This is a genomic window from Kocuria atrinae C3-8 (assembly GCF_000286355.1).
Classification (GTDB): domain Bacteria; phylum Actinomycetota; class Actinomycetes; order Actinomycetales; family Micrococcaceae; genus Kocuria; species Kocuria atrinae_A.
Window position 1 is genome coordinate 1 of record NZ_AJXN01000007.1, and the last position, 21,432, is coordinate 21,432.

Annotated in this window: 19 protein-coding genes and 6 pseudogenes; 12 read left to right on the forward strand and 13 right to left on the reverse strand. The window is 64.2% G+C overall.

Features of this window, described 5'->3' with window-relative positions; all coding sequences use genetic code 11:
- The first annotated feature begins 271 nt into the window (after positions 1-271).
- Complete coding sequence (locus tag YO9_RS0101195; RefSeq protein WP_031272451.1) at positions 272-895, forward strand: carbonic anhydrase; 624 nt, start codon at positions 272-274, stop codon at positions 893-895.
- A 90-nt stretch (positions 896-985) separates the two neighbouring features.
- The gene (locus YO9_RS0101200; RefSeq protein WP_016995840.1) at positions 986-2,392 is read left to right on the forward strand and encodes a class II fumarate hydratase; all 1,407 of its coding nucleotides are present in this window, start codon (positions 986-988) and stop codon (positions 2,390-2,392) included.
- 98 nt (positions 2,393-2,490) lie between these two features.
- Here YO9_RS0101200 and YO9_RS0101205 read toward each other — a convergent pair whose 3' ends face one another.
- A complete protein-coding gene (locus YO9_RS0101205) occupies positions 2,491-2,748 on the reverse strand; it encodes a hypothetical protein (protein ID WP_016995841.1) in 258 nt (85 codons plus the stop codon).
- A 22-nt stretch (positions 2,749-2,770) separates the two neighbouring features.
- The gene (locus YO9_RS0101210; RefSeq protein ID WP_016995842.1) at positions 2,771-4,021 is read right to left on the reverse strand and encodes a C45 family autoproteolytic acyltransferase/hydrolase; all 1,251 of its coding nucleotides are present in this window, start codon (positions 4,019-4,021) and stop codon (positions 2,771-2,773) included.
- A gap of 193 nt (positions 4,022-4,214) precedes the next feature.
- On the opposite strand from YO9_RS0101210, the pseudogene YO9_RS0101215 reads away from it, so the two are divergent.
- The 3 genes and pseudogenes from YO9_RS0101215 (at position 4,215) to YO9_RS0101225 (ending at position 8,444) form a co-directional block, all read left to right on the forward strand.
- Positions 4,215-5,954 (forward strand): annotated as a pseudogene (locus YO9_RS0101215) (pyruvate dehydrogenase).
- A 162-nt stretch (positions 5,955-6,116) separates the two neighbouring features.
- Positions 6,117-7,282 (forward strand): annotated as a pseudogene (locus YO9_RS0101220) (ABC transporter ATP-binding protein).
- Positions 7,283-7,397: 115 nt separating this feature from the next.
- Positions 7,398-8,444, forward strand: a complete 1,047-nt coding sequence (locus YO9_RS0101225; protein WP_223285924.1) for an NAD(P)-dependent alcohol dehydrogenase — start codon at positions 7,398-7,400, stop codon at positions 8,442-8,444.
- 17 nt (positions 8,445-8,461) lie between these two features.
- On the opposite strand, the gene YO9_RS0101230 is transcribed toward YO9_RS0101225, so the two are convergent.
- The 4 genes and pseudogenes from YO9_RS0101230 to YO9_RS19450 all read right to left on the reverse strand — a co-directional run bounded on the left by YO9_RS0101230 (position 8,462) and on the right by YO9_RS19450 (position 11,624).
- Positions 8,462-9,346, reverse strand: coding sequence for a carbohydrate ABC transporter permease (locus tag YO9_RS0101230; protein WP_016995848.1), 885 nt, complete (start codon positions 9,344-9,346; stop codon positions 8,462-8,464).
- Positions 9,346-10,285: pseudogene (locus YO9_RS0101235) on the reverse strand (carbohydrate ABC transporter permease). The gene YO9_RS0101230 and the pseudogene YO9_RS0101235 overlap by 1 nt, the downstream one beginning before the upstream one ends.
- 5 nt (positions 10,286-10,290) lie before the next feature.
- Complete coding sequence (locus tag YO9_RS19445; RefSeq protein ID WP_262925528.1) at positions 10,291-10,746, reverse strand: extracellular solute-binding protein; 456 nt, start codon at positions 10,744-10,746, stop codon at positions 10,291-10,293.
- Positions 10,647-11,624 (reverse strand): ABC transporter substrate-binding protein, encoded by a 978-nt coding sequence (locus tag YO9_RS19450; RefSeq protein ID WP_262925529.1) that lies wholly within the window; start codon positions 11,622-11,624, stop codon positions 10,647-10,649. Before YO9_RS19450 ends, YO9_RS19445 begins: the two co-directional genes overlap by 100 nt.
- 221 nt (positions 11,625-11,845) lie before the next feature.
- On the opposite strand from YO9_RS19450, the gene YO9_RS0101245 reads away from it, so the two are divergent.
- The 5 genes from YO9_RS0101245 to YO9_RS20365 all read left to right on the forward strand — a co-directional run bounded on the left by YO9_RS0101245 (position 11,846) and on the right by YO9_RS20365 (position 14,251).
- Positions 11,846-12,808, forward strand: a complete 963-nt coding sequence (locus YO9_RS0101245; protein WP_223285925.1) for a sugar-binding transcriptional regulator — start codon at positions 11,846-11,848, stop codon at positions 12,806-12,808.
- Between the two features lie 28 nt (positions 12,809-12,836).
- The gene (locus tag YO9_RS20350) at positions 12,837-12,986 is read left to right on the forward strand and encodes a hypothetical protein (RefSeq protein ID WP_016995852.1); all 150 of its coding nucleotides are present in this window, start codon (positions 12,837-12,839) and stop codon (positions 12,984-12,986) included.
- A gap of 187 nt (positions 12,987-13,173) precedes the next feature.
- Entirely contained in the window at positions 13,174-13,551 is a 378-nt protein-coding gene (locus YO9_RS20355) for an FGGY family carbohydrate kinase (protein WP_317259698.1), read from the forward strand.
- Positions 13,503-14,060 carry an FGGY-family carbohydrate kinase gene (locus YO9_RS20360; protein WP_016995854.1) on the forward strand — a complete coding sequence of 186 codons (558 nt, stop codon included), beginning with the start codon at positions 13,503-13,505 and terminating at the stop codon, positions 14,058-14,060. The genes YO9_RS20355 and YO9_RS20360 overlap by 49 nt, the downstream gene beginning before the upstream one ends.
- Positions 14,057-14,251: a hypothetical protein gene (locus YO9_RS20365; RefSeq protein WP_016995855.1), complete on the forward strand. Its 195-nt coding sequence runs from the start codon at positions 14,057-14,059 to the stop codon at positions 14,249-14,251. The genes YO9_RS20360 and YO9_RS20365 overlap by 4 nt, the downstream gene beginning before the upstream one ends.
- A gap of 25 nt (positions 14,252-14,276) precedes the next feature.
- Here the strand turns inward: YO9_RS20365 and YO9_RS0101255 are convergent.
- The 3 genes and pseudogenes from YO9_RS0101255 to YO9_RS0101265 form a co-directional block, all read right to left on the reverse strand.
- Positions 14,277-15,757 (reverse strand): annotated as a pseudogene (locus YO9_RS0101255) (mannitol dehydrogenase family protein).
- A 166-nt stretch (positions 15,758-15,923) separates the two neighbouring features.
- Positions 15,924-16,390: pseudogene (locus YO9_RS0101260) on the reverse strand (NUDIX hydrolase).
- A gap of 58 nt (positions 16,391-16,448) precedes the next feature.
- Positions 16,449-16,988: a prepilin peptidase gene (locus YO9_RS0101265; protein ID WP_031272454.1), complete on the reverse strand. Its 540-nt coding sequence runs from the start codon at positions 16,986-16,988 to the stop codon at positions 16,449-16,451.
- A 78-nt stretch (positions 16,989-17,066) separates the two neighbouring features.
- On the opposite strand from YO9_RS0101265, the gene YO9_RS0101270 reads away from it, so the two are divergent.
- On the forward strand, positions 17,067-17,837 hold the full coding sequence (locus tag YO9_RS0101270) for a hypothetical protein (RefSeq protein WP_223285927.1): 771 nt from the start codon (positions 17,067-17,069) through the stop codon (positions 17,835-17,837).
- Between the two features lie 81 nt (positions 17,838-17,918).
- On the opposite strand, the gene YO9_RS21205 is transcribed toward YO9_RS0101270, so the two are convergent.
- The 3 genes from YO9_RS21205 to YO9_RS0101280 form a co-directional block, all read right to left on the reverse strand.
- On the reverse strand, positions 17,919-18,248 hold the full coding sequence (locus tag YO9_RS21205) for a PhoH family protein (RefSeq protein ID WP_396350708.1): 330 nt from the start codon (positions 18,246-18,248) through the stop codon (positions 17,919-17,921).
- Positions 18,215-19,264, reverse strand: a complete 1,050-nt coding sequence (locus YO9_RS0101275) for a PhoH family protein (RefSeq protein WP_396350709.1) — start codon at positions 19,262-19,264, stop codon at positions 18,215-18,217. The genes YO9_RS21205 and YO9_RS0101275 overlap by 34 nt, the downstream gene beginning before the upstream one ends.
- Before the next feature lie 123 nt (positions 19,265-19,387).
- On the reverse strand, positions 19,388-20,149 hold the full coding sequence (locus YO9_RS0101280) for an isoprenyl transferase (RefSeq protein WP_016995860.1): 762 nt from the start codon (positions 20,147-20,149) through the stop codon (positions 19,388-19,390).
- Between the two features lie 144 nt (positions 20,150-20,293).
- Between YO9_RS0101280 and trhA the strand changes: the two genes are divergently transcribed.
- Entirely contained in the window at positions 20,294-21,007 is a 714-nt protein-coding gene (gene trhA / locus YO9_RS0101285; protein ID WP_016995861.1) for a PAQR family membrane homeostasis protein TrhA, read from the forward strand.
- 37 nt (positions 21,008-21,044) lie between these two features.
- On the opposite strand, the pseudogene YO9_RS0101290 reads toward trhA, so the two are convergent.
- Positions 21,045-21,432: pseudogene (locus tag YO9_RS0101290) on the reverse strand (thioredoxin domain-containing protein); the annotation flags it as partial.

Consider the following 21,432-nt stretch of genomic DNA (forward strand, 5'->3'; position numbering starts at 1 on the left):
CTCATCTGTGAAGGGCCCGTAAACGCGATCCAACAAATGTGCCATACATCACAGAGAAATTGAGTCGGGCTCAATCGCGGCAATGCCAAGTTCTCATCCCGTCCCGCGACCTCGACCCGCGGTCAGGCACGTCGCAGAACAGCCAGAGGTTTACGCTAGGAACGCGCCACGAGGCCACAATCTCTCAGCGCACCAACCATGAGTCGAACCGGGAGCCACCGTGAGCGAAAAGATCCAACCGAAGATCAGCGACGCCGACAAGCCGACCAGCATGCCCAAGACACCGCAAGATGCTTGGCAGCGATTGAAGGACGGCAACGAGCGGTTCATCGCCGGTGAGACCCTGCATCCGCATCAGGATGCGCAGCGCCGTAAGGAGCTGGAGCACAAGCAGAAGCCGTTCGCTGTGATCTTCGGTTGCTCGGACTCCCGCCTGGCTGCGGAAATCATTTTCGACCTGGGCCTGGGCGACGCTTTCGTGATCCGCACCGCCGGGCAGGTCATCGACAATGCGGTGCTGGGGACGCTCGAGTACGCCATCGACGTGCTGGGCACTCCCCTGATCATGGTGCTCGGCCACGACTCGTGCGGCGCCGTGACGGCGACCAAGAACGCCGTCGACTCCGGCGAACTTCCGCGTGGCTTCCAGCGCGACCTGGTGGAGCGCATCACGCCGTCGGTGCTGGAATCCAAGCGCAAGGGCCTGAACACCCTCTCCGACATGGTCGTGGAGCACACCAAGCAGACCGCTGCTCGAATGCTGGACCAGTCCCGCTCGATTGCGGCAGCAGTGTCCAAGGGCGACGCCGCAGTGATCGGCGTGTTCTACCACCTGGATGCGGGCAAGGCCGAACTCGTCTACGGCCACGGCCCGTGGTTCCCGGAGCGCGGCTGACGGCACGGCTAGAACTGTAAAGAGGTCGGTGGCGTGTCACGGCACGCCACCGTCGGCCCGGCCCCGATCCGAGCGCATAAGCTAGGGGTCATGGCAGAAAATACTGAGTACCGCATCGAGCACGACACCATGGGTGAGGTCCGCGTTCCCAAGAACGCCCTGTACCGCGCCCAGACCCAGCGTGCCGTGGAAAACTTCCCCATCTCCGGCTCCACTCTGGAGCGTCAGCACATCAAAGCGCTCGCCCAGGTGAAGAAGGCCGCAGCCACCGCCAACGAGGAACTGGGTGTCCTGGACGCCCAGCGCGCCCAGGCCATTCGCGACGCCGCCGACGCCGTCGCCTCCGGTGACTACGACGAGAACTTCCCCATCGACGTGTTCCAGACCGGCTCCGGAACCTCCTCCAACATGAACACCAACGAGGTCCTGGCAACGCTGGCCTCCCGTTCGCTCGAGTCCGAGGGCGTGGAGGTTCACCCCAACGACCACGTCAACGCCTCGCAGTCCTCCAACGACGTGTTCCCCACTTCCGTGCACGTGGCTGTGACCAACGCTCTGATCAACGACCTCAAGCCCGCCATGGATGTGCTCGCCACGTCCTTGGAGAACAAGGCCCAAGAGTTCAAGAACATCGTGAAGTCCGGCCGTACCCACTTGATGGACGCCACCCCGGTGACCCTGGGCCAGGAGTTCGGTGGATACGCAGCACAGGTCCGCTACGGCATCGAGCGCATTGACGCCTCACTGCCCCGCGTGGCCGAGGTTCCCCTGGGCGGCACCGCCGTGGGCACCGGAATCAACACCCCGGACGGTTTCTCCGCCCGCGTGATCGAGCTGCTGGCCGAGGAAACCGGCCTGCCCATCACCGAGGCTCGCAACCACTTCGAGGCGCAGGCCAACCGTGACGGTCTGGTCGAGGCTTCCGGGCAGCTGCGCAACATCGCGTACTCCTACATGAAGTTCATGAACGACATCCGCTGGATGGGCTCCGGCCCCAACACCGGTCTGGGCGAGCTGCACATCCCCGACCTGCAGCCGGGTTCGTCCATCATGCCGGGCAAGGTCAACCCCGTGATCTGCGAGGCCGCCATCCAGGTCTCCGCGCAGGTCATCGGCAACGACACCACCGTGGCACTGTCCTCCACCAACGGTGCGTTCGAGCTCAACGTGGGCATCCCCGTGATGGCCGCCAACCTGCTCGAGTCCATCCGCTTGCTCGCCAACATCTCCCGCGTTGCCGCAGAGAAGATGATTGACGGTCTGGTTGCCAACGAGGAACGCTGCACCTTCCTGGCAGAAGCTTCCCCGTCGATCGTCACCCCGCTCAACAAGGCCATCGGCTACGAGGCCGCCGCCAAGATCGCCAAGCACGCCGTGGCCAACAAGGTCACGGTCCGCGAGGCCACCATCGAGCTCGGCTACGTGGACGGCGACAAGCTCACCGAAGAGCAGCTGGACAAGGCTCTGGACGTCACCACCATGACCGGCAACTACTGAGCCAGCCACTGATCGGTCCTAGCGATCGGTCACCGGCTCTCGGTTAAAAGCTTTGGCCCCGCACGATCCGTGCGGGGCCAAAGCTTTTAAGGGATGGGTCAGGCTTTCCAGCGGGACCAGGCCGCTTGCCGGGAGGTCCCGGCCGCACCGGCCACGGCCGTCCACGACGACGCCGCCGCAACGTTGCGTGCGCTGATCCCGAGGGATTCGCCCACGGTTCCGCTCAGTCGCAACAGAGCTTGGAACGCTTCCGGGTCACCGCTGGCGGCGAGCTGGCGCACGACCTCCATGGCCGCGCTTTCCAACTGGGTCACGGGAGTCGGTCCGTCACTGGGTTCAGGAATTTCGGTACTCACGTGACCATCATCCCACCGAGGCTCAGCGGCCCACCAGTACGACGTCCAAGGTGTCGTCCGCGTCCTCGAAACCACGCTTCCAGGACACACCCGGCCAGCGGTACTCAACGTGCCCCTCGTCCGGGCGGTAGTGAGCGGTGAACAGCGTGCCGAAACCGCCCGAGAAGTTGTCCTGGTAGAGCGGATCGGTCAGGAACTGATCGCGCATCTCATCCGCGGTGATCTCGGTTTCCACGGTGCGGTCCAAGTGCTCGAGACGTTCCTTGGAGAAGAACTGCGCGGCCTTGGCCGGGTACTCGGGTTCCTTGCCGCGGTGGTTGGTCGCGGTGCAGGCGTCGAAGAACTCGGCCTGCTGGCCCGGAGCCACGAACGCGGTGAACTTGTCACCGGAGGTGTCCACCACGGTGATGTTGTAGGACATGGACACCGGCAGATCACGCAGCAGCTCGCGTGCCTGTTCGGCGGTTTCGGCCACTTCCAACAGGTAGCGGATCACGATCGGGATCGCGAAGCCCGGGCCCGATCCGGGGCGGCCGCCGAACGTCAGGGACACGGCCAGGCCGGCGTCGTTCATGCCGTCCAGCAGGCCCCACAGGCAGTCACCGGTGCCGATGACCTTGCGGCCGGTGAACTCGCTCGAGTACACCGTGGCCTCCCACAGGCTCGGGACGTAGTCGTAGTTGCGGGTCAGCGAGGTCTCATCGCCCGTGAGCGCGGCCTGCGAGCAGGCCGGCGCGAATGCGGGGAAGTTCCACATGGTCAGGAAACGCGCCGCGACGTCGTCGTTACCGGTCAGCTCCACGAGCTTGCGCCACGTGGGCATCAACTCGGGCATGTGCTTCTCGAGCATGCCGCGGGCCTCGTCGAGCTCGGGGCGCGCGTCCGGACCGGACTGGTAGAAGGCGCGGTAGGCGGGCCAGGTCGCGTCGAACAGCGCCTTCCAGCGCGGGCCCGGCTGGGGCTCGCGGATACCGAACACGGTCACGGGGAATTCGCGCTGCGCGGTCCACGACGACGCCGCTGCGCCGTAGCTTTCGCCGCCGGTCTCGGTTTCTGGAGCCTGGGTTTCGGTCGCGGTGGCGGTGCCACGAGTGGGGCGAGTGGTTCCACCGGCGAAGTTGATGGTGGGTGCGGTGCGGTAGAAATCAACCCAGTTGATCCGGGGTGAAGCGGTCTCCGCCCAGTTGACAGCAGTCCAGTCGATGGCTGCCCAGTCGATGTCGGTCCAGTGTGCTTGGGTGCGGGGTGCGTTGGTTTTCTGTTCGCAAGTCATGTGTCAAGGAAACATTGACACGAGGGGGTCTGTCAAGTTTTTCTTGACGCAGTTTTTCAGTGATTCACACCACACCCCTCGGTCCCGCTCCTCACAATTGCCTCCCTCGGGCGCAGCCGAGTGCCTAGGCTGGATCGGAAGCAACCTTGTGACCGCATCCTTTGCGGCCACCACTACCCGGCAGGAGCGACACGTGAAACTCGCAGAACAGATCATCCAGCAGCTCATGGACGCGGGCGTCCACCGGATTTACGGCGTGGTGGGCGACAGCCTCAACCCCATCGTGGACGCAGTGCGGCGCACCGGGGGTTCAGCCAAGGGTGGCATCGACTGGGTTCATGTGCGCCACGAAGAAGCCGCTGCGTTCGCCGCGAGCGCCGAGGGTCAACTCACGGGCCAACTGGCCGTGTGCGCCGGTTCGTGCGGTCCCGGAAACCTGCACCTGATCAACGGCCTGTACGACGCCAACCGTTCCGGCGCCCGGTACTGGCGATTGCCTCCCACATTCCGTCGCAGTACATCGGCTCGTCCTACTTCCAGGAGACCCACCCGGACCGACTGTTCAACGAGTGCTCGGTATACTCGGAGTTGATCAGCACGCCCAAGCAGTCTCCCGCGGTGGTCAGCTCGGCCATTCAGCACGCCATGACCGTTCCCGGTGTGGCCGTGGTGACCCTGCCGGGTGACCTCGCCGAATCCGAGACCCAGGCGGACGCGCGACCGTTCTGCGTACCGGAACCGGGCGCCGTCGTCCCCTCGGACGCGACCATCGAGCGCATGGCGACCGCCCTGAACAACGCCAATGATGTTGCGATCTTCGCGGGCATCGGCGTGGCCGGCGCTCACGACGAGGTGATTGCACTGGCCGACACCCTGGGCGCCCCCATCGGACATTCCCTGCGCGGTAAGGACCAGATCCAGTACGACAACCCGTTCGATGTGGGCATGACCGGATTGCTCGGCTACGGCGCGGCTGCAGAGGGGCTCAAGGCGCGGACGTGATGATCATGCTGGGCACGGACTTCCCGTACGACCAGTTCCTGCCTGATGTCACCACCATCCAGGTGGACACGGACGCGTCCGTGATCGGGCGCCGCACCGGTGTGGACATCCCCGTGCACGGTGACGTGAAGTCGACCATCCTCAAGCTGCTGCCGGAGTTGAAGCGGAAGAAGAACCGCTCGTTCCTCAAGAAGACCCTGGCCAAGCACGACAAGCTCATGAACAAGGCCGTGGGGGCGTACACGCGCAAGGTCGAGAAGATGACGCCGATTCACCCGGAATACGCGGCGTTCATCCTGGATCAGGTGGCCTCCGACAACGCGGTCTTCACCGCGGACACCGGCATGTGCAACGTATGGACAGCCCGATACATCAACCGTTGGGTACCCGGCGCATCATCGGCTCCTACCTGCACGGGTCCATGGCCAATGCACTCCCCCAGTCCATTGGTGCGCAGATGGCTTACCCGGATCGCCAGGTCATTTCGGTCTCCGGTGATGGTGGCCTGTCCATGCTGATGGGCGAGATCTTGACCCTCGCGGCCTACAACCTGCCCGTGACCGTGGTCGTGTTCAACAACTCATCCCTGGGCATGGTCAAGCTGGAGATGCTCGTGGACGGCATGCCTGACTTCGGCGTGGACGTACCGCAGACCAATTACGCCGCCATTGCGCAGGCCGCAGGCCTGCAGGGAATTCGTGTGGAGCAGCCCAAGGATCTGGAAGGCGCGTTCAGCACCGCGCTCTCACACCAGGGGCCGTCGCTCGTGGAGATCATCACGGATCCCAATGCCCTGTCGATCCCGCCGCAGATCGAGAGCGCCCAGATCTTCGGGTTCGCCACGGCCATGTCCAAGATGGTCTTCAACGGCGGCGCAGGTGAGGCCGTGTCCATGGCGCGTTCCAACCTGCGCAATATCCCGCGGGGCTGATTCGCGCAGTTTCTTGCGACTGCCTGCGACCCGCAGGAGAAAGGGGTGGCGGTTATCACATGAGTTTCGCTATGATCTCAAATGAGAGTGGCGCAGGTCACTCCCGCCATCCTTCTCTCCTACGGATCGTCCGGCACGTGCCTGCCGGGAAAGAGGAAACTTATGTCCAGCGTGCGCTACGACAGGGTCACCTGTCAGTACCCCGGGGCCGAGCGCCCTCAGTTTCAGAACTCAGCCTCGACATCGCCGACGGCGAGTTCCTGGTTCTCGTGGGCCCCTCCGGTTGCGGTAAATCCACCACGCTGCGCATGCTCGCGGGCCTGGAAGAGGTCACCGGCGGCGCCATTCACATCGGCGACAACGAGGTGACCGATACCGCCTCGCGCGATCGTGACATCGCTATGGTCTTCCAGAACTACGCCCTGTACCCGCACATGACCGTGCGCGACAACATGGGTTTCGCGTTGAAGATCGCCAAGGTGGGCGAGGCCGAGCGCAATAAGCGCATCGAAGAGGCCGCCAAGATCTTGGACCTCACCGAGTACCTGGACCGTAAGCCCAAGGCCCTGTCCGGCGGTCAGCGCCAGCGCGTGGCCATGGGCCGTGCCATTGTCCGTTCGCCCCAGGTGTTCCTCATGGACGAACCGCTGTCCAACCTGGATGCGAAGCTGCGGGTGCAGACGCGCACCCAGATCGCTTCCCTGACGCGCCGTCTGGGAGTGACCACGGTCTACGTGACGCACGACCAGACCGAGGCCATGACCATGGGTGACCGTGTGGCGGTCCTCAAGGACGGCAAGCTCATGCAGGTGGACACTCCCCGTGAGCTCTACGACCGCCCGGCCAACGAGTTCGTGGCCGGCTTCATCGGCTCCCCAGCCATGAACCTGTTCCGCACCACCGTGACCGAGGACGGCGCTGTGGAGCTCGGTAGCCTCAAGCTGCCCCTCAGCACGGCCGCCCGCGAAGCCCTCACCGGCTCCGAGGTCACCGTGGGCATTCGACCGGAAGACTTGGTGCCGTCCGAGAACGGCCAGGGCCTGGCGGTCATCGCGGACATCGTGGAGGAACTCGGTGCGGACGCCTACGTCTACGGTCACCTGGACCACCAGGCTGATCAGCACGTCACCCCCATCGCCGGGGTCGCCGGTCACGATGAGGACACCGTTCCCAACACCGGGACCAGCGAGGACGCGGACGAAAGCCCCATCGTGATCCGCGTGGACGGCCGCCAACCACCTGCTGCTGAGACGACCGTGTGGGTCAGCACCAATGGTGACCGGGTCCACTTGTTCGATGCCAGCACGGGCGAACGTCTCCCGGACTGATCCCGAGTTTTCATGTTTCTGAACGTCACGCGCTCTCTTGGGGGAGCGCGTGACGTTTCTTTGTTTCACACCTTGGATCCATCACTTGAACACCCACACCTGAAAGGCCAGCATCGTGAATTCCGCAGCCCCAACAGTTCCCGACACCATGAAGGCCAGCGTCTTGCTGGCACCGCATCAGCTGGAGGTCCAACAGCGAGATACCCCGCAACCCGGCCCGCACGAGGTGCTCATCCGCATCACCTCGGTGGGGGTCTGCGGCTCCGATACGCACTACTACGAGCACGGTCGGATCGGTGATTTCGTGGTCGAAGAGCCCATGATTTTGGGCCACGAACCCTCCGGCGTCATTGTGGCCGTTGGTTCCGAGGTCACCGACCGTCACGTGGGTCAGCGCGTTTCGCTGGAGCCTGGGATCCCCCAGCCGTTCTCGCCTCAGACACTGCACGGGCAGTACAACTTGGATCCGGCCGTGCGCTTCTTCGCGACCCCGCCCGTCGACGGCGTGTTCTGCGAGTACGTGACCCACCCCGCTGCCTTCTCACATCCCGTCCCCGACGCACTCTCCGACGACGCCGCCGCCCTCCTCGAGCCGCTCTCCGTGGGCATCAGCGCGGTACGCGCCGCCGGCGTGACCCTGGGTGACCGTGTCCTGGTCACCGGAGCCGGCCCGGTCGGCCTGTTGGCCGCCCAGTGCGCTCGTCTGGCCGGCGCATTGGACGTGGTGGTCACGGACACCCGGGACGACCGCCTGGAAACGGCCATGAGTTACGGCGCCACCGAAACCTTCCGTGCGGACAACGCTCCCTCGCCGGACGAGCCCTTCCCCGGAAGCGGCTACACCGTGCTGCTCGACGCCAGCGGGGCCGAGCCCGCGATTCTCTCCGGGATGCAGCGCCTGGCACCCGAGGGCCGCGTGGTCCTGGTTGGCATGGGTGCGGATACCCTGCGGCTTCCGGTGCCCCTGATCCAGGAGCGACAGCTGCACCTGACCGGGATCTTCCGCTACGCCAACACGTGGGACACGGCCATTCGCATGGTCGAGCAGGGCCTCGTGGACTTGGATTCCTTGGTCACCACACGACACGGCCTGGACGACGTCGCCGCGGCACTCACCGCGGGGACGCGCCCAGGCGCGTTGAAGGCTGTCGTGAACCCCTGAATGTCGATGGGCGTTGTCTACTTGATGGCGCCCATCGACAGGCCGCGCACCAGCTGCTTCTGCGCGATCCAACCGGCGAGCACCACGGGCAGTGAAGCCAGCACGCTGGCGGCCGAGAGACGTGCCAAGTAGAGACCCTCACTGGTCATGGTGGACACCAGCATGATGGGCACCGTGGCTGCATCAGCGGCCGTGAGGTTGAGTGCGAAGAAGAACTCGTTCCACGCGAAGATCACGCAGATCAGGGCCGTGGACGCGATGCCCGGTGCCACCATGGGAATCAGCACCACGCGCATGGTGGTCATCAACGACGCACCGTCCATCTGGGCGGCCTCGAGCACCTCGCGCGGAACTTCTTGGAAGAACGAGCGCATCATCCACACCGCGAGCGGCAAGTTCATGGCCGTGTAGAGGAAAACCAAGGTCCAGATGTTGTCCAACACCTTGAGCTTGCCGGCCACCACGTAGATCGGCATGATCACGGCGACCACGGGCAGCATCTTGGTGGAAATGAAGAAGAACAGCACGTCCTTGGTCTTCTCCACGGGCCGAATACTCACCGCGTAGGCCGCGGGAATCGCCAGCAGGATCACGAGGATCGTGGACACCACCGTGGCGATCACCGAGTTCCACAGGTACCCGCCCGCTCCGGCCTCGAACACGGCCTTGTACTGGTCCAGTGTGGGAGTGAAGAAGAATTTGGGAGGGTTGGAGGCGGCGTCGGCCTCTTGTTTGAACGAGGTGAGCACCATCCACAGGACGGGCATGAAGAACCCGAGGGCCAGCAGCCACGTGAACAAGGTGAGGGCCGCGGAGCCCGCGCCGCCTCCCTTGCGCTTGCGACGGACGGGCGGCTCCGAGGTTTCGGCGGAGGGCGTCTGTGTTTGAACGGTGGTGCTCATCAGTTCTGCTCCGTGCTCATGAAGCCCTTGAAAATCAATCGCAGGGCGAAGTTGGCAATGATGATCGTGGCGATGACAACCACCACGCCCATGGCTGCGGCCTGACCGATGTCGAAGCCCAGGAAGGCACGCTGGTAGATGTAGTAGGGCAAGTTGGCGCTACTGGTACCGGGGCCGCCTGCGGTCATCAGGTAGATCTGGTCGAAGGTGTTGACCACGTAGATGGCGCCCAACAGCACCGACAGTTCGATGTAGCGGCGCAGGTGCGGCAGCGTGATGAAGAAGAACGTCTGCAGGGATGACGCACCGTCCATCTGCGCAGCCTCCAGAACGTCCTTGGGTTGAGACTGCAGACCGGCCAGGATCAGCAGCATCATGAACGGCGTCCACTGCCAGACCAGGGCGATCAGGATGGAGACCACGGGGTGGGAGGACGTCCAGTCCACCGCCGGGATGCCAAAAATTCCCAAGAACCAGTTCACCAAGCCGAAGGTCGGGTTGAACATGGACACCGACCACAGCGTGGAGGCCGCCACCGGCATGATCAGGAACGGCGTGATCAGTAGCGTGCGCACCACGCCGCGGCCCAGGAATTTGCGGTCCAAGAGCAGCGCGAACAGGATGCCGAGCACCATGCGATCAACACGCACCCGAGCGTGTAGATCACCGAGTTCATGGCCACTTGCCGGAACGTGCGGTCGGCGAAGATCTCGATGTAGTTGCTCAGCCCCACGAACACGTCCGAAGCCGGGTTCAACAGGTTCCAGGAACGCAGCGAGTACCAAATGGTGATCAGGAACGGGATCTGCGTGGCAATGATCGTGAAGATCAGGCCGGCAGGAGCGGGAGGCGCCGCTGCCACGCGTCACTGCGACGAGGGGCTTGAGCGCGAGATTTACGTGGGCGACCAGTACGGGCGGCCCCGGTTGAAGTAGACATGGCGTTTACTGGCCTTCCTCACGCTGATAGGTGCGAGCCACCTGTTCTGCATAGGCCTGGGACTGTTCCAGGGCCTCATCGACGGTGATCTGACCGGCCACGGCCGCCGAGATCTGCTGGCCCACACGGGTACCCAAATCCTGGAACTCGGGAATGGCCACGAACTGCAGGCCCTCGTACGGGACCGGGTGAGTCATGGAGGATTCCTGCGACGCGCCATCCATGGCGTCCAAGGTCGGTTGCGCGTAGGCCTGCGAGATTTCGCGGTACTCGGGCACTTCGTAGGTCGAGTAGCGCGATCCCGGTGGCACGCGCTCCCAGCCGAAGCGCTCGCCCACGAGCTTGATGTACTCCTTGTTGGTCATCCAGGACACGAAGTCCCACGCGGCATCCTTGTGATCGGAGGTGCTGGGGATGGCCAGCGACCAGCTGTAGAGCCAGCCTGCGTCCTCGGTGTCCATGACGGGGGCCGGTGCGTAGCCGTTCTTGCCCGCCACGGTGGAGGATGCGGGATCTCGATCGAGGAGACCATGGCCGTGGCGTCGTACCACATGGCCGCATTGCCCTGGCTGTAGCGGGTGATGCAGTCGCCGTAGCCGGAGGTTGCAGCTCCGGGCTGACCGTGCTCGCGCACCAGGTTCACGTATTCGTTGACCGCCTGCTTGGTCTCGGGCGAGGTGAGGGTCGGGTTCCAGTCCTCATCGAACCAGCCGCCACCGTAGGTGTTCATCACGGTGCTCAGCGGGGCCATGACCTCGCCCCAACCGGCCAGGCCACGCAGGCAGATGCCGGAAACGCCGTTGTCCGGGTCGTCCAGTTTGGCCGCCAGCTCATTGATCTCCGGCCAGGTGGGGTTCTCCGGCATGGCCACGCCGGCCTTCTTGAACAATTCTTCGTTGTAGACGAGGAACGAGGACTCGCCGTAGAAGGGCACCGAGTACATGTCGTCCTCGTAGCTCAACGCATTACGGATCGAGCCGATGAAGTCCTGATCGTCATAGCCCTCGGTCTTGTCGATGTAGGGCTGGAGGTTCTCGATCCAGCCGTTCTCGGCCCAGATCGGGGTCTCGTAGTTGGAGATCATGACCACGTCGAACTCGCCACCGCCGGTGGCCACCGAAGCGGTGATCTTGGCGCGGGCCTCGTTCTCGGGCAGGGACACGAATTTCACGTTGACGTCCGGGTGGGCCTTGGCGAACTCGTCCTGCAGTTCCATCGCGTCCTGCATCTGCGGGTTGGACACGATGGCCACGACGATCTCGTCCTTGGTTTCGTCCGCGGACGCGCGCAACCGGTCATGACGAAGCCCGTGACCAGAGCCAGTAGCAGTGCCTGCCACCACGCTCCCTGCCGCACGGAGGTGCGATGACGGCCCCTGACACGATCTGGAGCAGCTGTGCTGTTACGCATGATGTTCCTTGTCATCGGTGTTCTGATGTCGGAAGAGCGCAGCTAGCGTCAGCTACTCTCAAGTGAGAATCTTTGGATTCACATCTGAGATGTGATGCTAGTCATATAGACTCAGATGATCAAGAGCCGACCCCTCAGATGCGGTGAGTAATGTCCATACCCGATCCATGGCCTCCCAGTGATCAACCGGAGCGCCAAAAACTCTTAGCCCAACTTGCGCAGCTGTACTTCGTGGATGGTGCCTCCAAGGTGGCCATCGGCAAGCAGACCAATCTGTCCCGATTCCAAGTGGCCTCGCTCATTCAAGAGGCGCAGGACACCGGGATCGTCCGCATTGAGATCGTCATTCCGGACAACGATCAGGACGCCCAGCTCGCGCACGCACTCGGTATCGATCGGGTAGTCACCGTGGGGGCGGGACCATGGCCCGCGGACCGTCATGCCCTGGCGCGAGATACCGCCAGAGTATTCATGGAGCAGGTGGAACCCGGAGATGTGTTGGGGATTTCGTGGTCCCGCACGCTCCAACTCGTCACTCGTGAGCTCCCTCCGCTCCCCCACAATCAGGTCATACAGTTGGCCGGAGCCCTCAGCAATGAAGACAGTCAGGCAGCTCCCCGACTTCTGGCCGATCTGACCTGCCAGTCCGCATGGCCCCTGTGGGCACCGCTCATCGTGGACAACGCCTCCGCGCTCATGAAAAGCCCGGAAATCGCACAGACCCTCAACCGCGCCAACGGCCTGGACGTGGCGTTGATCGCCATTGGTGGCTGGTCCCCCGAGCTGTCGACCGTCTGGAACAGGGTGTCCCCGCAGGTCGCCGATCAGGCCCGCACAGCGGGTGCCGTCGCCGAGATTTCGGGGCACCTGCTGACCGCAGACGGTACCTCGGTCAAGTCACCCGTCGAGTCCATGGTGGTCGCAGCGTCCCTGGAGCAGATCAAGAACGCCCGCATCACGGTGGCTGCTGCCTTCGATGCCGGCCGGGCCCCGGCGGTCCAGGCCGCCGCGAGGGCAGGACTCATCGATGTCCTTGTGTGCGACGAGCCGTTGCGCCACGCACTGGCCGCGCTCGTTGACCACCCAGAACCCACACCGGCCAGCGCCGGCTGACCCTTCGATTCACGAGAGGTAAACGCGTATGTCCGCAACGGTGGTGGGGATCGACTCCTCAACACAGTCCTGCAAAGTCGTGGTCGTCGATCTGGAGAGCGGAGACGTTCTCTCGACCGCCACGGCGCCCCATCCGGACGGCACGAGTGTCGATCCACGGGTGTGGCTGGAAGCCTGAGGAACGCGTGGCGAGCGGCGGGCGTGCCCGAGCGCAGCGACGTCGTGGGCGTGTCCGTGGCCGGTCAACAACACGGCATGGTGGCCGTGGACACCCAGGGTGAGCCCGTGCATGACGCGCTGCTGTGGAACGACGTGCGCAATGCCCCGCAGGCTGCCCGCATGGTGACCGATCACGGGTTGGATTGGTGGATGGAAGCCGTGAACATGGCGCCGATCAGTTCCATGACCCTGGCCAAGCTCGCGTGCTGCGGGAGAACGAACCCGAGGCCGCAGCCCGCGTGCACCGGGTCATGCTGCCCCACGACTGGCTCACGCTGCATCTGTGCGGGGAATTCGTCACGGACCGCTCGGACGCTTCCGGCACCGGCTATTTCAACGCCACGGACAACCAGTACCGCCCCGAGCTACTCCAGGAGTATTTCGGCGCGGTTCCGGAACTGCCGCGGGTGCTCGAGGCTCATGAGACCGCAGGGTCATTGAGTTCCGAGTGGGGCGGATCCGGCGAGCTCCCGCCGTGGTTGGTGCAGGCGCCGGTGATAATGCTGCCGCAGCCCTTGGCCTGAACCTCGAGCCGGGTGAGGTCACCATTTCCGTGGGCACCTCGGGCACGGTCTTCGCCTGCAGCGCCGAGCCCACGATCGATCGATCCGGCGTCACCGCGGGATTCGCGGATGCCACGGGCCAGCACCTTCCGCTGCTCTGCACCATCAATGCCGCGCGCGTCATGACCACCACGGCCGAGACCTTGGGCGCGGATTTGGACGAGTTCACGCGGCTGGCTTCCAGCGGCCCCAGTGACGCCGGCGGGCTCACGATGCTCCCCTATTTCGACGGCGAGCGCACGCCCAACCTGCCCGAGGCCACCGGCCGCCTGGACGGACTCACCCGAGCGTCGTTCACGCGCGAGAACTTGGCGCGTTCCGCTGTCCTGGCCGTGGCGAATTCCCTGGCGGACTGCCTGGATATCCTGCGCGACATCCACGTGGATGTGGAGCGCGTGCTTCTGATCGGTGGCGGCGCCAAGTCGGACGCGCTGCGCAGTGTCCTTCCGGACACCTGGGCCTGGCAGTGAGCGTTCCGCGCTCCGGAGAGTACGTGGCGCTGGGCGCCGCACGCCAAGCCGCGTGGGCTGCGACAGGGAAGCAACCCGAATGGCCCCGCGTGATCGACAGCGAGTTGGAGCCCACCGGCGACGCCGGTATCGGCGAGTTCCGCGAGCGCTATGGTGCCTTGCGGCGCCGCTACGAGGAGCAATTGAGGTAACGACGCCGCTCGGAGACTCTGCGGGTCAGACGAGGGTTCCGTTGACCGCGGCCTGAATCGTGGCCCGGGCTCCTTGGCCGCGGAAACTACGCAGCGCCGCAAGATACGGTTCGGTGAACTCAGGGTGTTCCACCAGGTCGCCGAAGAGTTCTGGATCGCGGATGAACGCAAGTTCGTCATCATCGTGTTGGGCGGCAGCAATCATGACACGGTCCTTGCGTTGATCGACCACGTCGATCGGCTGGCCGTCCTCGTCAGTTCCTTCCGCGTAACGCGCCCACGAGGCCACGATGGTGGCGGAGAGCGTGACATCTCCCCCGGTTGCCAGGTTCTCCTTGATGACCGGGACCAGCCACTTGGGAATCCGGTCCGAGGACTCGGCGCACAATCGCGCCAGGGTGTCCCGGACGTGGGGTTCGCGAACCGTTCGATCAACTGTCGCTTGTAGGCGTGCAGATCTACGCCTTCGACCGGCTGCAGGGTGGGTGTGGCCTCTCGGTCCATGTAGGCCAGCAAGTAGTCGATGAACAGCGGATCCTGACACACCTCGTGCGCGTAGCGATAACCGGCAAGGTAGCCGGGGTAGCACAGGGCCTGGTGACTCGCGTTGAGCAGTCGAAGCTTCATGAGTTCGTAGGGCACCACGTCCGGCACGACCTGCACACCGACGTCCTCGAACGGCGGCCTTCCGGACACGAAGGAATCTTCAAGCGCCCACTGAGTGAAGGGTTCGCACACGACCGGCCAGGCGTCCTCGACGCCGAACTCCTGCGTGACGAGTTCGCGGTCCGCGTCCGTAGTGACCGGGGTGATGCGGTCGACCATGGAGTTGGGGAACGGCACGGTGTCCTGGATCCACTGCGCCAGCTCAGGGTCACGCAATCGCGCGTAAGCGGTGAACTGCTCGCGCGCCATGTCCCCGTTGCCCTGAATGTTGTCGCAGGACATCACGGTGAAAGGTTCGATCCCCGCAGCTTTTCGCTGTGCGAGTGCCTCCACGACCAGCCCGAAGACGGTGGCGGGTGGTTCCGCCGACAAACCTTTCTCGTTCGCTTGGGCTTGCTCAAGATCGTGCACCACGGCGGGATTAGTCTCATCGAATCGACCCGTGGCCTGATTGAAGTTGTAGCCGCCCTCGGTGATGGTCAGCGAGACAATGCGGGTGCTGGGCGCGGTCAGCAGGTCCATGGCCCGTTCGGGCTGGGCCGGGGCCAGAACATAATCGACAATGGAGCCGATCACTCGGGGTTCAAGGGTGCCGTCCGGGTGTTTGAGGACCAGCGTGTAGAGGTGATCCTGTTCCTCCATGACCTTCTGCATTCGAGCGTCCCCGGGCAGCACACCCATGCCGGCGATGCCCCAGTCCAGGGCCTCTCCCTGGTTCATCAATTGATCCAGGTACATGGCCTGATGCGCTCGGTGGAAGCCACCCACACCAAAGTGCACGATCCCCACCGTGACGTTGGAACGGTCATAACCGGGCACCGGAATGTCCAGCGCATCCAGATTCGAACGCTTGAGAGGGCGGGCCTGTCCCGCGGCATGGTCAGAACTCACGAGGTCCTCCAGAGGGGTGCAACCAACCGCAGCAGGGAGAGCTGGGTCACACTCGGAGAATATCAGATGAGCATTGTCTGCGTCTCATATGAGATCGAGGAATGTAAAGGGATTTTCAGCGCACGAAGTCGGTGGTCCCCGAGAAGTCCTGTGCCGCCCGCAGCCGTTCCAACTGATGTTCGGGAATGGGTGGCAGATCGTCCAGGTCGTACCAACCAACGATCAAGGATTCGTCGTCCGCGACCCGCGCTTCGCCACTCACGTAACGGCAAAGGAAGGTATGGTCCAGGAACTGGCACATGTCCCGTTGGGGAACCGCACGACGTCGTAGGCCTTGACGCTCACGAGCGCTTCAACGTCGACCTTCACCCCGGTTTCTTCGAGGCATTCGCGCCGGGCGGCAACGCCTGGATCCTCCCCCGGTTCGACGATGCCCGTGATCAGACCCCAGTTACCGTTGTCCGATCGCTGACCGAGCAGCACCTTGCCCTCGTGGATGACCACGGCGGTGCAACCGGGCAGCCACAACAGGTCGTGACCGATCTTCTTGCGCAATTCCACGATGAATTCGGGTGTGGCCACGGGACAGTCCTCCTGCTGGTTGGGTCGGCATGCTCAGGTTCTTGTCTACCGGAGCTGCCTACACGAAGGCCAAAACTCCCAGGCTGCCGACCAGCATGAAGGGGCCGAAAGCGACGCGCGAGGTCATGTCGATCTTCTGCATGGCCAGAAGCACCGCTGAGAACAGCCCCGCCAGCACGAAGGTCACGGCTATGGCCATGAATGTGTGGCCCACGGAGGCGAATCCCGTGGCGATTCCCAACACTCCAGCAAGCCGAACATCCCCCAGTCCCATGCCCGCCGGGTAGACGAGGCGCAGCAACACGAAGAGGCCACCCATGATCATGAGGCCCCACAGCATCCACCACCAGCGCACGGGTTCACCACCGAGAATCGCAGAGATCCCCAGTAGTGCGGTGACGGCGGGGTAGAGCGGCCAGACCACTTTGCGTGGCAGTCGGTGGTACCGGATGTCGGTCGCGGCTAACCACACTCCGGTGCATGCAAGAACCAGGACCCCCAGGGCACAAGTCGCCGCGGCCAGCCACCCGGAAGCGTTGGCCGCTTGAAGCTGTTCCCCCACGAATACCCCGACACTCGCCGTCATTGGCTGCATCATGATCTCCATCCTAGGCACGCCCGCGCCGAGCACCAGGCAACTCAGCAGATGTGCAGTACGAGTTCCTAGACTGGGAACATGAGCGCACCGTGGGATTCCCGCCCCGCCCGAGTGACCGTACCGGCCAATCAGTTCGCTGCGCTGTGCCGATCGTCCCCGTGGCGGTGGGACACGCTGCAGTTCTCGTTGTACTGGATGGAACGCGACGATCAGCCAGCAGCGCTTCCGGTTCGCGCGTGGCTCAGGCGCCCCTCGGATCTGCGCGTCGAGACGTTGCAGGGCAAGCCGCTCTATACGGCGACGTCGCTCGAGAAGTCCCGCGACGACTTCTACGTTGCCGCCACCCCCAAATCCTGGCTGCTACCGCCCGCGCTCGTGACCCCGGTTTACACCGACGAAGGCCTGGTTTGGCGCCGCCCCGAGGCCGCCTACGGTGATCCCATGTTCGGAGGTGGCCGTTGGCAAGCGGTCCTCGATCCGGTTGAATGCGTGGGCCCCGCGCCCATTCCCAACAACCTGCCCGAACAGCGACCGTCCAATCTCACGGATGTGGTGGAAGGTCGCTTCGCGAACCGGAAGGTGTGGCTCGCGACCGTCACCCCGCGAACGCGCTACCGCCCCTTCACCCCGGAGCATCCCCTGGCACCCGGCCCCACACGCATTGCCGTGGATACGGCAACCGGCGTGTGTGTCTATTCCAAGGTGCTCGACGGCCCCTTTGCTGGCCAGGGGCACAAGCTGGGCATCGAGGCCGTGGACGACTATCTACTCGACGACCTCTTCACGGACATGGACTTCAACCTCACGGATGTCTCGGACCACGTGCCGTGGCCGATTCCGCTGGGCTAACGTAATTCACGAACGACGCCGCCCGGTGACCTGGGCAAATCAGGCCACCGAGCGGCGTCGGCGTCGAAAGTAGCGAGCGAACTACACGTCCGAACGCTCCAGAACGTCGGTGACGAGCGCGGCGATCGGTGAGCGCTCGGAACGGTTAAGGGTCATGTGACCGAACAGTGGCTGGCCCTTGAGAGCTTCGACCACGGCGATGATGCCGTCGTGGCGACCCACGCGTAGGTTGTCGCGCTGGGCTACGTCATGGGTGAGGACCACCTTGGAGTTCTGCCCGATCCGCGAGAGCGCGGTGAGGAGCACATTGCGTTCCAGGGACTGCGCCTCGTCCACGATCACGAACGCATCGTGCAGAGACCGGCCACGGATATGGGTCAACGGCAGCACCTCGAGCATGCCGCGGGCCACGACCTCCTCGACCACAGTGTCGAGACGACCGATGAGAGTGTGTCGAATACCGCCTGGCCCCAGGGGTTCATCTTCTCTTCCTCGGTGCCCGGCAGGTACCCCAGGTCCTGGCCGCCCACGGCGTAGAGCGGGCGGAACACCATGATCTTGCGGTGCTCCCGGCGCTCCAACACCGTCTCCAGACCGGCGCACAAGGCCAGTGCAGACTTGCCGGTGCCGGCGCGACCACCCAAGGATACGATGCCCACCTCGGGGTCCAGAAGCAGGTCGACCGCCAAGCGCTGCTCGGCGGAACGCCCGTGCAGGCCGAACACATCGCGGTCGGCGCGCACCAGGCGGGTGCTGCCGTCCTCGTGCAGCCGGCCCAGCGCGTGGCCCTTGGACGAGTGCAGGACCAACCCCGTGTTCGTAGGCATCCTGGCAGTCTGTTCCAGATGCACCTGGGATTCGGCGTAGAGCTGCTCAAGCTCTTCATCCGAGACGTTGAGGGTTGCTGTGCCGCTGTACTCGTCATCGGTGCCCACCCACTCGGCACGGTACTCATCCGCCTCGAGCCCCAGTGCGGAGGCCTTCACGCGCATCGGCAGGTCCTTGGACACCACGCACACGTCGTGGCCCTCTTGTGCCAGGTTCTTGGCCACGGACAGAATCCGTGAATCGTTGTCCTTGAGCCGGAAGCTCTGCGGCAGGACGGTGTCCGCTACGTGGTTGAGCTCCACGACCAGGCAACCACCACTGGTACCCAACGGAATGGGGTGGTCCAGTCCCCCGTGCTCCACGCGCAGATCGTCCAACAGTCGCAGAGCCTTGCGAGCGAAGAACCCCAGTTCGGGATCGTGGCGCTTGGCCTCGAGTTCAGAGATGACCACCACGGGCAGCACGACACGGTGCTCGGCGAAACGGAGGATGGCGCGTGGATCGGACAACAGGACAGACGTATCAATCACGTAGGAACGTACCGTTTCGGCCGTGGCCGGGGTGGACGGTGCGACTACGGATTCGGTGCTGACGGTCATGGAAACCTTCCGACGTTGGGCTCAACCGGTTGCTGAGGGGTTACCGGTTGCTTTCAACGTAGGGACCGTAAAGATGCGCAAGTCACACTCGCGGTGAACGGGGCGTGAATTCGGGCTGGGGACTCAGTTGCCGAAGCGCCGCTGACGTGTGGCGTAATTCCGCAGGGCACGCAGGAAGTCCACGCGGCGGAAATCCGGCCACAGGGCCTCGCAGAAGTAGAACTCGCTGTAGGCCGACTGCCACATGAGGAACCCGGAGAGCCGTTGCTCCCCGGAAGTACGGATCAGCAGGTCCGGGTCCGGTTGGCCGCGGGTGTAGAGGCGCGCGGAAATGTCGTCCACGGACAGGGTCTCGGCGAGCGCCTCTACCGAATCCCCGCGGTCTCGGGTGTCGCGAATGACTTCGCGAACGGCGTCGACAATTTCTTGCCGCCCGCCGTAGCCCACCGCGATGTTCAGGTGCGGGCCGGGGTTGTTCGCGGTCGATTCCGCAATGCACTCGACTTGCTCCCGTAACCGGGGCGGCAGCGAATCCAGGGCACCGACCGGTTGGATCCGGCACAACGCCTCGTCCTGCAACTGAGTCACGAGCCCCGAAATGATTTCGATCAGGGCCGTGAGTTCCTCTTGCGGCCTCTTCAGGTTCTCGGTCGAGAGGATGTACAAGGTAACCACGTCGATGTTGAGATCCGCGCACCAGCGCAAGAACTCCACGATCTTCTGGGCACCGGCCTTGTGACCGTCAGCGGTTGAGGCACCGAACTGGCGAGCCCACCGGCGGTTGCCATCCACCAGGACACCCACGTGATGCGGCAGGGTGTCCTCTTTCAGGCTGCTGGCCAGGCGCGACTCGTACAGCGAGTACAGCGGACGAGGCAGTTTCACCGTAGAGATCCTCCCCTGTTTCGACTGGGCCAACACACAACCATGCCCTCTAAACTACCCGTATGGGCAGCCGCCGGTGGTCAAGCGAATCCCCAAACACACCCGTGTTCGCCCCGGCTGGCAGCGGAGAAAGTGACTGATGATATGACGCGCGGCAACAGTACCCGCACCGGTTCCACGGTGCACCGGGCCACCGAGAGCCTGAGTGCGGCGGCGGAGCGAATGATCGAGAAGAAGCCCGCGTGGCGCGGTTGGATCCACGCCGGATTCGCGCCGGTAGCGCTGTCCCTCGGCCTGATCTCGGTGTTCCTGGCGCCCACCACGGATTTGCGCATTGCGTGCGTGGTGTACTCGATCACGGCGGTGATGCTCTTCGGCACCTCGGCCGTGTACCACCGCTTCTACTGGGGCCCTCGCATGAACGCGGTGCTGCGCCGGTTGGACCACTCCAACATCGCCCTGGTCATCGCGGGCACCTACACGCCCTTGGCCGTGGCGTTATTGTCCCCGAGCGCGGCCCAGGTGTTGCTGATCATCATCTGGTCCCTGGGTGCGGCCCTGGTGATCTTCCGCGTCTTCTGGATGCACGCCCCGCGCTGGCTCTACACCCCGCTCTACATCATCATGGGTTGCCTGTCGCTAGTGTATCTCCCGGCGTATTTTGCCGCGAACGTCCCGGCCACCCTCCTGGTGATCGCCGGCGGCGTCTTCTACATTGGCGGGGCCGTCTGCTACGCGCTCAAACGCCCGCACCTGCTGCCCACGGTCTTCAGCTTCCACGAGGTGTTCCACGCCTGCACGATCCTGGGCTTTGTCTGCCACTACATCGCGATCATGCTGGCCATGTTCATGGGCTAACGCGCGCTTCCCATCATCACGCCCGACGACGCCGCCGCTACGCCCGGTCCAGGAGCTCACCCACCTTCTCCGGCGAGCGCACCGGCAGTTCGCACTGACCGTTGCGACACAGCCAGACAGCGAACTCATCGCTTGATGCTTCGGGTACACCGTAGGGCGCGTGCTCCTCACCCAGCACCAGGACGTCCGTGACACGACGTTCTCCGGCGCTGGTCTGCACCTGCTCCCAATCCGCGTCGCTTGCATGCACTACTTCGAGCAGCGCGGGCGGCTGGGCGCGCAGCAACCACGCGTGCAGGGTGCCACCGGCGGCGGTCGCCGCACGAGTGGCCAACCCTGGGCCGGTTTCACCAGCAGGTCCACCAGCTCGTCGCTCGAGCGCCCGGCGAGGTCGGGCTGGCCGAGCAGCGCGAGCCACCGGGCCA

Bases quoted from the DNA above. Each gene is read 5' to 3' on its own strand.
- YO9_RS0101195 (WP_031272451.1), top strand. From the start codon at position 272: ATGCCCAAGACACCGCAAGATGCTTGGCAGCGATTGAAGGACGGCAAC.
- YO9_RS0101200 (WP_016995840.1), top strand. From the start codon at position 986: ATGGCAGAAAATACTGAGTACCGCATCGAGCACGACACCATGGGTGAG.
- YO9_RS0101210 (WP_016995842.1), bottom strand. From the start codon at position 4,021: ATGACTTGCGAACAGAAAACCAACGCACCCCGCACCCAAGCACACTGG.
- YO9_RS0101230 (WP_016995848.1), bottom strand. From the start codon at position 9,346: ATGAGCACCACCGTTCAAACACAGACGCCCTCCGCCGAAACCTCGGAG.
- YO9_RS19445 (WP_262925528.1), bottom strand. From the start codon at position 10,746: ATGGACACCGAGGACGCAGGCTGGCTCTACAGCTGGTCGCTGGCCATC.
- YO9_RS0101245 (WP_223285925.1), top strand. From the start codon at position 11,846: ATGTCCATACCCGATCCATGGCCTCCCAGTGATCAACCGGAGCGCCAA.
- YO9_RS20350 (WP_016995852.1), top strand. From the start codon at position 12,837: ATGTCCGCAACGGTGGTGGGGATCGACTCCTCAACACAGTCCTGCAAA.
- YO9_RS0101265 (WP_031272454.1), bottom strand. From the start codon at position 16,988: ATGATGCAGCCAATGACGGCGAGTGTCGGGGTATTCGTGGGGGAACAG.
- YO9_RS0101270 (WP_223285927.1), top strand. From the start codon at position 17,067: ATGAGCGCACCGTGGGATTCCCGCCCCGCCCGAGTGACCGTACCGGCC.
- YO9_RS0101275 (WP_396350709.1), bottom strand. From the start codon at position 19,264: ATGACCGTCAGCACCGAATCCGTAGTCGCACCGTCCACCCCGGCCACG.
- trhA (WP_016995861.1), top strand. From the start codon at position 20,294: ATGACGCGCGGCAACAGTACCCGCACCGGTTCCACGGTGCACCGGGCC.